Consider the following 9304-nt stretch of genomic DNA (forward strand, 5'->3'; position numbering starts at 1 on the left):
CGCGATAGCCGTTCGCCCGCCGAACGGCTATCGCGCTTATGGCCTCGCGCATCTGGAACGGCTTGCCTTTATTCGCCACTGCCGGGCGCTGGACATGCCACTTGCGGACGTGCAGCGACTCTTGCATCTGCTGGATCATCCGCTGGACGATTGCCTAGACGTGGATCGGTTGATCAATACGCATCTGGCTCATGTACAGGGACGGCTCCAATCGCTACAAGCGCTGGCGAGGCAGCTTGAGCAACTGCGCGGACGCTGCCATGGGCGGCATACCACCGCCGAATGCGGTATCCTGCATGAGTTGGTGGCCGCTGCCCAAGGGGAAGGGTGTGTGTGCCACGACGGTTCGGCCCCGAACAGCCCAGAGGTCATAGAAATCTCCTAAGGCCTTCATTCATGCAGATGGTGCATATTGGGAGTGTGAGGGTGGCCGTGGGTTAAGGGTTGGTGACGATGCGGGTGCCGGTGGCGGATTCCGGACGCCATCGGGAACGGGTGCCCATGCCGTAACAACCAATTGATTTTTATGCAGATTTTGGTGGTTAATCATTTAGGCTCAAAGGAGCTACGTGTGACGTAAAGTAGTTCACGACATCCCCAACTGTCCCGATGTTTGTCGCATCATCTGGCATGTCGCAGTCAAATTCTTCTTCCAGCGCCATCACCAATTCCTCGGTATCCAGCGAGTCGGTGCCCAAATCGTCCACAAAATCGCCGCATCAGTCAATTCAATTGCTAACGCCCTGAATATCGCCAGCATACGCTTTCAGGTTGCCGGTATCGACCGCGAGAAAGTTCACGACGACCTTGCCGCCATGCCACTCTCCCGCTCTCTCACTGTCCCAGGAAAATCCACCGATGGACAGCGCGTTTCCCACGCTCCCTGATTGCCACCCCCCCCAGATTCTAGCCGTTGGCGAAAGGTGTTGGTGGTTTGACTGAAGGCCGCACCCAATATAGGGTTTGCGGCCTTTTTATTGAAGAAAAATTTCCGCCGATGGCAAATCCTCTGAGAACCAAGCTACGAGTGGGTTTGCGGGAATCAAGGCACCAAAAACCAACACCTTTCGCCAACGGCTAGCGTTCTCGGTTGTGGTTTTTTCTTGCAGCTATGGGTCGGATGATGTCATTGGCTTTCCGCTGCTGAATGTCTGCAAGCAGTCTGAAGCGGTCGTCCAGCGGCTTGACCATCGTGTTCTCAAAACTCGTCACTCTGGCTGGAAACCGTGGCTGTCTACTGAGAATGGTTTTCGAGGATTGCAACCCATTGATTTACTGTGCGGCAATGACCACCAGTTGAAGCCTCTCGAAAACGGTCGGTTGGGAGAATCTTACATTGCTGTCTGGGGATTGGGGTCCACTATATCCAGCGACCGAAGGAGCGAGGTTGAGCGCCGGGTTAGGCATTTTTCAGCCAATGCGAGACGACTGTGTTGGTTAGCTCAAGGCACCCGAAATCGAACGTAGCGAGTTGGTCATGCGCGACCAGTTGTACCTCTGCGATTTCTTCGTTCAACTTGACGTGCCCATAGGCCTCGACGGCGAAAGCGATAATAAGTTGATTAAATTCTGGGAGAGCGAAATGACCTATGAATTTGCATTCATGGCCCGTAAGACCAAGCTCCTCTTCCGTTTCTCTAAGGATGGCGCTCTCCGGCGACTCGCCATGCTCAAGAAACCCGGTGATCAGGGAAAACATACCTGGCGGCCAGGAGGCATTTCTTGCCAAGACGTACTGACCATTGCACCGAACTAAGCCCGCGACGACAGGAATGGGATTGTTCCAGTGCACGAACTTACACTGCTGCGATGAACAAGCGAGCCGCATGTCTCCCTCCACCGGACGACTGACAAGATCACTTTGACAAAGCGGACAATATTTCATTGGCGAAGAGTAAATGCCTAACGTAAAATTGAGGGGCGCGAGCGGCTTTGCTGCGAAGCGTCCCTCTCGACTGCCGGGTTGGGCCTCACTCCTCTGGCAGCAACTGTGGGTTCCACACGACCTCCCAGAGATGGTGATCTGGATCTTGAAAATAGCCAGCGTAACCGCCCCAAAAGGTTTTCTGTGCTGGTTTGACGATAACGGCTCCTGCGATCTTGGCCTGCTCCATAACGACATCGACTTCGGCAGTGGAAGAGACGTTATGACCAATAGAGAGTTCGGTGGGATTGGGAATACCTATCGGAACTCCTGCATCGTGAGCGAGACTCCTACGCGGCCAAATTGCGAGTTTCAAGCCGGGCTGTAAATCAAAGAACGCAACAGCCCCATACTCGAATTCTTTGCCAATGATGCCTTGCGTCGATAGGCCGAGACCATCGCGGTAGAAATGTACCGCCCGTTCTAGGTTGTCAACGCAGAGGGTAATAACTGTAATGCGTGGTTTCATGGAATGGCTCTTTCGCTCGGTGAGGGCATGATGGCTCGGTTGATTGAGGCCCAACGTCCACGTTGAGGGGCCCGGATGCGAAGCATTCGGGCCCCTCTCGAACTTACGGTTAGGCCTTCTTGATCGCGCAGACAATTTCATTAATAGTTGTGTCATGGTTGAGGTCAGTGGCGCTCGACCGGTATTGAGACTATACCTTCCGTGCGATTTCTACAATATTGGGTTCGGGCGCACCGGTCCAGCTAATGACTCGGTATTGATTTTGCAGTTTACCTTTAAACATATTGGTATCCTTAAGCCATTTGTTTTTTTCGTTACCGAATGCCAGAACATAGCCGCCGGGCTTAAGTTTGTTGTGAACCCATGAGTTGATTAGTGAGAATCAAAAAGGTGAAATTGACATGATTAGATCAACCGAACCATTTGGGAAAATGGAGTCGACTAATGCTTCTCTACTTACGTAGTCCACATCAATTGTTGCTAAAGTGCCAATTAAGTTCACTGTGTTTTTTGACCACGTTAGTGGATCGAAATTAACTAAGCGATCTACGCCAAAGTCTGACCGGTCGAGTGGCAAGACGCCTACAGCAATGTTAAATACATTAATTTTTATCTCCAGAATTGAATACTTGTAGCGTATAACTAAGGCAACTTTAATTCGTAATTTATGCGCTGGTTTGTACTTAATACGAGGCCTGACGTTCAAATTGAGGGGCGCGCCGCTTTTGGCGCGTCCCGCTCGAATGCAGTGTTAGGCCGGTCGTTCCAATGGCCCATACCTCTGATAGATGCATATATCGATCATATGCTGTCATTTCCCAGAAGCAGCAATGTCGACGACCGCAATAGACTTGACGTCGTCAGGCTCACCTACATAAACAACGAGAGCGGTCATTTCGGAGGCGATCATAGCGCTGTGGGGTTGACCCTTCGGATTGAGGCTGTAACCACCTGAAGTCTTACTTGGACGCCCGGATTTAGTGGTTCGACCTCCTTCGAGGATAAAGACATGCTCATCCGATAACGCGACAGCGATAATCTTGATTAACTTGCCAGCAGGAGGAATGAACTTGACGATCCAGGTAATGCCACCACCTTCATGGCGTCGGTCGCAAAGTACCTTTAACTGCACAATTTCCTGACCGTGATACACGGCACCTAGTCCATAAAACGGAACAGCAGACGTCCATTCGACGTTTTCGATTTCGACACGCACTGAAGACAATTGATCCCTCCTCTTTGGCGATTGTAGGGCGCAGAGTATTACGATTCGCCTGCCATCGACTAAACGGCCTAACGTCTGACATAACCGGCTGGCGCGGCTTTATCGCGCCAGTCCGTGTTGATGGATGGGTTGGGCCTCACCGTCACTTGGCATTCCATTCGTAAACCGTGACTACAGATGATTTGGTTGTATGCACAGGATCAGTAAAAGCCAACGCCTTAGCTTCTTCATAATTTGCAGCTCTAATTAAATATGCACCACCAGTTTTGTCAGTAAATGGCCCCGCTATTTCAAGATTGCCACTCTGCCTCAAACGCTCCAAAAATGCTTGATGCGCTTCGACAACAGAAGGCTGAAATTGCGGTGTTCGCATTGTCATAACTAAATATCGAAACATCACTTTCCTTTGTATGCCCAACGCAAAGCTAAGCGGCGGCGCAGCCGTCCGCTTGAGCGCCGGGTTAGGTATTGGAAATTACATTGCTTGGTTAAACTCAATAACATTACGATCCGGGTCTCTCGCAAAAATTGAAGTTGACCCATTTTGGAATGTAATTGGACCTTCAGTGATAGTGACTCCCAGTTTTTCTAGCTCCGACTTAATTTCAAAAACATTTTTAACCGATAACGCTATATGCGTATAGCCGGGGTGTTTTTCTTTTAAATCCATTAGAACATTTTGCGTGGAAGTATCCGCAGCATTGAGGATGAAATTGATTTCAATTCCAGAGGAATGCGTCATGATTGCCACAGGTTCAGGACCAATGGGCCCTATAACAAAATTAAACCCAAGAAGCTCATAAAATGCGCGTGCACGATCTAAAGTATGTACGCGTATACCGACATGCGCGATACCAGTAATGAGCTGATTTAAAGACATGAATTACCTCTGATTGTATGTTGATGCCTAACGTAATTTAGACGGCATCTATGCCGCCCTACCCACATCGCCTAAATTCCGTTCGCCCCACCGGGCCACCATCCCACCAAGCATCACCCATCCCTCTGCCTGTTTAGGGCAACCTAAATTTCTCCAGACGTCATCAGAACGATATGTCCACCAAAGCCGATAACGGAAAGGGCGGCTCCAAATTTTAAGCGCAACGCATAGCATCAGACAATTTGCATCAATGTGTCTCATATTCGCGTTGCCAAAACGATCCTATCCTATTGTTTCTGGTTTGTTTCCGTTTTCGACGAAACATCAGACAAAACAGTAAATTTCTCAATTTTTAGGTCGGACATGAGTTAGACCATTTTAGCCGAGTCCTACGTCAGCTTCCAGTCTTTAACTGTCATCAGATCATAGAGAATACTACGGCACCCAGTCGTCCGTGAGCAAGGCCTCGCCGAGGGCCGCCACCCCATGACCATGCCTGCATTATTCGCGGTACAGTCGGGTGTGTCTGTCAAGCAGGTCCAGCCCCCCGTGATTCAGGGGAAACGCCAGGATGATACTTTATTGTTCAGGATGAAACTATTTTGTCCGGGATGATACTTTTTTGTCCGTCAACAACATCTGTTCAGTGACAAAAAAGTGTCATCCTGGCGTCTCGTGAGTTCTCTGCCCCCCCCGGTGTGCTCTTTACCTCCAGTGGCAGGTATACAGCGGAACCGCCGGCCATTGAGATAATTAGGCGCCACTTTTCTTCGTGAGAGCAGACCCAGTTTCCTCGTGGCAATATCTGATGGTGTCGACCATGCTTTTTCTATCGTCGCTGATGACATTGTAAGATGAAAATAAAGTTGGTGACCTTTATCAAACCTAAACCAGTAAAATTGCAGCCTCGAAATCTGCCAAAATAAATAAAGTTGGTAACCTTCTTGGCTGCGCAGACCCAACGCCCCTAAATTTTGTTCAAATAGAGTTGGTAACATCCTTGTTTTTAATGAAGTTTCTATCCACACTGCCAAATCTATTTGAAATCATGGGCATTCGTAATTTCCTGTGTATGGCTTATCAGGGTATCATCCGGACCTTATGCTGCGTTGAATTTCAGAAATTGGGGGTTACCATGAGCAATCTGAACCTCTCGAAAACCGAACGGATTGATGTTCGTGCCAGCAGTTCCGTGAAGCAACTGCTGCAGGATGCTGCGCGCGCCTGCCACAAGAACGTCAGCGAATTTCTGCTGGACGCCGGTGTGACTGCTGCCAATCAGGCACTCGCGGATCGTCGCCACTTCGCGCTCAACAAGGAGCAGTGGCAAGCATTTCAAGATGCGCTGGATCGACCGGTCCAGGTCAAGCCTCGTCTGAAGAAACTGCTCACCGAGGCGGGATTGCCGGGGTGAGTGCAGCTTATGAACCAGTCCGAAAGCTCAGCGCTGCGGATCTGGTCGATGGGTTCAACTGTGGCCAACCAGCACTGAACCAGTTCCTGCAGCGTTATGCACTCGTCAATCAGAAGGCCAACAGTGCATAAACCGACGTCTGCTGCCAAGCAGACATCGTTGGATTCTACAGCCTTGCGGTCGGCAGCGTCGATCCCGAGTCGGCCCCGCCGAGGGTGATAAAGGGGCTGGCCCGACATCCTATGCCCGTGTTGATTCTGGCCAGACTTGCCGTCGATCAAAATCACCAAGGCAAAGGCCTTGGCAAAGCGCTGCTCAAGGACGCCCTGCTGCACACTACGCAGGCGGCCGATATTGCCGGCATATGTTGCCTGCTGGTCCATGCTAAGGACGAGGCAGCCCGGCAGTGGTATGAGACCTGGGAGTTCGATCCAAGCCCGATCGACTCATGCCACCTTTTCCTTATGCTCAAGAATCTCAAAACATTACTAGCGGGGTGAATCATGGCATTGACCATAGCGTTCAACGTGGCAGGTACTGGCTTGCAAAGTGACCCAGCTGGAGTGTCATACACAACAAATTTTCGAATACCCGAAATCATCAACGCTGATATCTCCGATGGTTAACCATCTCTTGGGTCTGTGCCTCAGGAGTTGCATCATTTTGCCACCCCTTATCAGAAAGGGGTAACGATCCTGCATTTCCTTCCCGGCATGAGGGCTGTAGTCGATCCATAGGATTTCCTGCCTGTTTTGGTACTCAGCCCGCTGGCGTCACCACAATTCAGCACCAACTCGTTCAGCCGCCATGACCTCACCACCATGTAAGGCGGGATCGAAAAGGTTGAGACGATCCGCCAGCGTCAGATTGGCGATTATACTGACAGGCTCAACGATAATACGCCCATGCTCAACCGAAAGTCTTACCTCTTGGTTCGCATGGAGATGAACTTCGCTGGCAATGGTAGCGGGTAGTCTGACGCCCAGGTTCTTTCCCAATTTTTTGATGATGAGCCAGATTTCCATAAAAATACTCTTTTCGCCAATGGCGGTTTACAAAAGCATAAACATGCTGCACACGCTCGGCAAGGCGGTAATCCTGATGAACGACTCGCGGGCCCCGATCTTCTGAATGGTGAACCGCCCCGGGTTTCGTGGAGGCCATTTGGTTTAAGTGGGGGTCCCTTCAGGATACGGAATTTAAAGTACGTTAAGACCCTGCGAGGCCACGGAATAACCTGTATGTGCTGGCTTTGGCATATTCCATCACCAGCAGAATCGGTTACAGGTGCCGTGATCCACACGTTGCAGCTTCCAGCGTAACCGAAAGCGATGTACGAATTGTGGTGCATGTCCACAATGATGTTTTTATTACTTTCGTACATGGGATTAGCGTTTATCCGAAACCGCACGGAAAATTGCGAGAGGAGTACCCCATGCCGCGCCGTTCCATGCTGTCTGCCGCCGAGCGCAATAGTCTGCTCAAAATACCCACCACCCAGAATAATCTCATCCGGCGCTACGCCTTCAACGAGTTGGACCTCTCCATCATCCGCCAGCATCGTGGGCCAGAGAATCGCCTGGGGTTCGCTGTCCATCTTTCATTCATGTTAGCATGCTCTGCATGCTGGCAGAGCCTCCGCGCGCGATTTATGGCGGGGGCCATGCCGGACGGGTAGCGTTGCCCCGCTGAAGAGGCGACAAGTTTCAGGAGCAAGATATGCAGATCAACACGCGCAAGCTGGGCTCGCAGGGGCTCGAGGTGTCAGCCCTTGGCCTCGGCTGTATGGGAATGTCGGAATTCTATAGCGGCCGCGATGAGGCTGAGGCGGTCGCGACCATCCACCGCGCGCTCGAGCTTGGCGTCACATTCCTTGACACCGCCGACATGTACGGCCCGTTCACCAACGAAATTCTGGTCGGCAAGGCAATCGCCGGTCGCCGCGATCAGGTCGTGCTTGCGACCAAGTTTGCGAACGTCCGCGGCGAGAAGGGCGAATTTCTCGGCATTCGCGGCGACGCTGAATATGTCCGTCAGGCCTGCGACGCTTCACTGAAGCGCCTCGGGGTCGACCACATCGACCTCTATTACCAGCACCGGGTCGACCCGAACACGCCGATCGAGGAAACGGTGGGCGCCATGGCCGAACTGGTGAAGGCCGGCAAGATCCGCTACCTCGGTCTGTCGGAGGCGGCGCCGGAAACCATCCGCCGCGCCCATGCCGTACACCCGATCTCGGCGCTCCAGACTGAGTATTCGCTCTGGAGCCGCGAGCCGGAGGAAGAAATCCTGCCGACGGTGCGCGAACTTGGCATCGGCTATGTCGCCTACAGCCCGCTTGGACGCGGCTTTCTCACCGGGCAGATCCGCCGCATCGAGGATCTCGCCGAGGACGACTACCGCCGCAACGCGCCGCGCTTCCAGGGAGAGAACTTCCAGAAGAACCTCGACCTGGTTGCCGAGATCGAGAAGATGGCGCGCGAGAAGGGGTGCACGCCTGCCCAGTTGGCGCTCGCGTGGCTTCTGACCCAGGGAGAGGACATCGTTCCGATCCCGGGGACCACGAAGCGCGCGCGGCTTGAGGAAAATTTGGGGGCGATGGACGTGCGGATCACGGCTGAGGATCGCGCCCGGATCAACAGCATCCTGCCGCCCGGCGCTGCCGCGGGAACGCGCTATGCCGCACCCCAGATGCAGGCGCTGAACCGTTGAGCGACTTGCGGGCAAGGTCGCCATAGTCACCGGCGGCGGCCGCGGGCTCGGCCGGGCGATGGTTCTGGTTCTGGGTCTGCTCGCAGCGGGGCCAGCCTGGGCGGAGGAGAAAGCGGGGTTGCATGTGATCCAGGGCGGACCGGCGTATTTCAACGCCGGTATCGGCGCCTTTAATGCGGCTGGCGTCGAGCCAGGTCCCGGACATCGGGGTAACGCGACGCTTCCAGAAATCGATCTGGAATATCAGTCCGCCTCCAAGTTGTTCGGCGTTGGTGCCTTGTGGGGGGTCGTCGCTAATACCAATGGCGGTTTCATGGGTTACACTGGCCTGTACTCGGATATTGCCTGGGACCACTGGGTGCTGACGCCCGTGCTCGGCATGGGCGGATATAATCAGGGGCGGGGCAAATATCTGGATGGCACCTTCCAGTTCCGCCTAGAGTTGAATCTGGCTTATCAGTTTGCGGATCAATCTCGGTTGGGGATCAAAATAGCCCACATTTCCAATGCGTATATTGCCAACGAGGACCCCGGCGAGGACGAGGTGTTGCTGACGTATGCCATTCCCCTGTCTTTTGGTGATCACTCCTGAGACAAACCCCGCTCCGTCCGCCGATCCGGTCTATGACATGGACCGCTGGCGGGTGCTGGAGTGGCAGAAGGTCCAGCCTGAGGAAGGG

12 protein-coding genes and 2 pseudogenes are annotated in these 9304 nt (G+C 52.9%); 6 read left to right on the forward strand and 8 right to left on the reverse strand.

The genetic code is table 11. The annotated features are described in order from the left end of the window. Positions 1 to 385: MerR family DNA-binding protein (locus tag HF921_RS09085; protein ID WP_215893706.1), on the forward strand; the 385-nt coding region annotated here is incomplete at its 5' end. Positions 386 to 542: 157 nt separating this feature from the next. Here HF921_RS09085 and HF921_RS09090 read toward each other — a convergent pair. The 7 genes and pseudogenes from HF921_RS09090 to HF921_RS09120 form a co-directional block, all read right to left on the reverse strand. Beyond that, positions 543 to 710: pseudogene (locus tag HF921_RS09090) on the reverse strand (acyl carrier protein); the annotation flags it as partial. Between the two features lie 18 nt (positions 711 to 728). Next, the gene (locus tag HF921_RS09095; protein ID WP_226833054.1) at positions 729 to 878 is read right to left on the reverse strand and encodes a hypothetical protein; all 150 of its coding nucleotides are present in this window, start codon (positions 876 to 878) and stop codon (positions 729 to 731) included. Between the two features lie 521 nt (positions 879 to 1399). Next, positions 1400 to 1885, reverse strand: coding sequence for an NUDIX domain-containing protein (locus HF921_RS13680; protein ID WP_041648251.1), 486 nt, complete (start codon positions 1883 to 1885; stop codon positions 1400 to 1402). An 85-nt stretch (positions 1886 to 1970) separates the two neighbouring features. Next, positions 1971 to 2393: a VOC family protein gene (locus HF921_RS09105; protein ID WP_215848907.1), complete on the reverse strand. Its 423-nt coding sequence runs from the start codon at positions 2391 to 2393 to the stop codon at positions 1971 to 1973. Between the two features lie 811 nt (positions 2394 to 3204). Continuing rightward, the gene (locus HF921_RS13335) at positions 3205 to 3618 is read right to left on the reverse strand and encodes a hypothetical protein (protein WP_226817431.1); all 414 of its coding nucleotides are present in this window, start codon (positions 3616 to 3618) and stop codon (positions 3205 to 3207) included. A gap of 142 nt (positions 3619 to 3760) precedes the next feature. Continuing rightward, positions 3761 to 4015: a YciI family protein gene (locus HF921_RS09115; protein WP_215848908.1), complete on the reverse strand. Its 255-nt coding sequence runs from the start codon at positions 4013 to 4015 to the stop codon at positions 3761 to 3763. A 78-nt stretch (positions 4016 to 4093) separates the two neighbouring features. Beyond that, the gene (locus HF921_RS09120) at positions 4094 to 4498 is read right to left on the reverse strand and encodes a VOC family protein (protein WP_215848909.1); all 405 of its coding nucleotides are present in this window, start codon (positions 4496 to 4498) and stop codon (positions 4094 to 4096) included. A gap of 1135 nt (positions 4499 to 5633) precedes the next feature. Here HF921_RS09120 and HF921_RS09125 point away from each other — a divergent pair. Continuing rightward, positions 5634 to 5912, forward strand: coding sequence for a type II toxin-antitoxin system TacA family antitoxin (locus HF921_RS09125; RefSeq protein WP_035193809.1), 279 nt, complete (start codon positions 5634 to 5636; stop codon positions 5910 to 5912). A gap of 215 nt (positions 5913 to 6127) precedes the next feature. After that, positions 6128 to 6412 carry a GNAT family N-acetyltransferase gene (locus HF921_RS13340; RefSeq protein ID WP_370695929.1) on the forward strand — a complete coding sequence of 95 codons (285 nt, stop codon included), beginning with the start codon at positions 6128 to 6130 and terminating at the stop codon, positions 6410 to 6412. A gap of 273 nt (positions 6413 to 6685) precedes the next feature. Here HF921_RS13340 and HF921_RS09135 read toward each other — a convergent pair whose 3' ends face one another. Further along, entirely contained in the window at positions 6686 to 6937 is a 252-nt protein-coding gene (locus HF921_RS09135) for an AbrB/MazE/SpoVT family DNA-binding domain-containing protein (RefSeq protein WP_215850035.1), read from the reverse strand. Positions 6938 to 7347: 410 nt separating this feature from the next. Here HF921_RS09135 and HF921_RS09140 point away from each other — a divergent pair. The 3 genes and pseudogenes from HF921_RS09140 to HF921_RS09150 all read left to right on the forward strand — a co-directional run. Then, positions 7348 to 7521 (forward strand): annotated as a pseudogene (locus tag HF921_RS09140) (DUF4158 domain-containing protein); the annotation flags it as partial. 110 nt (positions 7522 to 7631) lie between these two features. Next, positions 7632 to 8624 (forward strand): aldo/keto reductase, encoded by a 993-nt coding sequence (locus tag HF921_RS09145; RefSeq protein ID WP_215850036.1) that lies wholly within the window; start codon positions 7632 to 7634, stop codon positions 8622 to 8624. A gap of 58 nt (positions 8625 to 8682) precedes the next feature. Beyond that, positions 8683 to 9216, forward strand: a complete 534-nt coding sequence (locus HF921_RS09150) for an acyloxyacyl hydrolase (RefSeq protein ID WP_215850037.1) — start codon at positions 8683 to 8685, stop codon at positions 9214 to 9216. Positions 9217 to 9304 lie beyond the last annotated feature (88 nt).

This window comes from Acidithiobacillus ferriphilus (assembly GCF_018854775.1).
Lineage (GTDB): Bacteria > Pseudomonadota > Gammaproteobacteria > Acidithiobacillales > Acidithiobacillaceae > Acidithiobacillus > Acidithiobacillus ferriphilus.

Bases quoted from the DNA above. Each gene is read 5' to 3' on its own strand.
- HF921_RS13680 (WP_041648251.1), bottom strand. From the start codon at position 1,885: ATGAAATATTGTCCGCTTTGTCAAAGTGATCTTGTCAGTCGTCCGGTG.
- HF921_RS09105 (WP_215848907.1), bottom strand. From the start codon at position 2,393: ATGAAACCACGCATTACAGTTATTACCCTCTGCGTTGACAACCTAGAA.
- HF921_RS09115 (WP_215848908.1), bottom strand. From the start codon at position 4,015: ATGTTTCGATATTTAGTTATGACAATGCGAACACCGCAATTTCAGCCT.
- HF921_RS09120 (WP_215848909.1), bottom strand. From the start codon at position 4,498: ATGTCTTTAAATCAGCTCATTACTGGTATCGCGCATGTCGGTATACGC.
- HF921_RS09125 (WP_035193809.1), top strand. From the start codon at position 5,634: ATGAGCAATCTGAACCTCTCGAAAACCGAACGGATTGATGTTCGTGCC.
- HF921_RS09135 (WP_215850035.1), bottom strand. From the start codon at position 6,937: ATGGAAATCTGGCTCATCATCAAAAAATTGGGAAAGAACCTGGGCGTC.
- HF921_RS09145 (WP_215850036.1), top strand. From the start codon at position 7,632: ATGCAGATCAACACGCGCAAGCTGGGCTCGCAGGGGCTCGAGGTGTCA.
- HF921_RS09150 (WP_215850037.1), top strand. From the start codon at position 8,683: ATGGTTCTGGTTCTGGGTCTGCTCGCAGCGGGGCCAGCCTGGGCGGAG.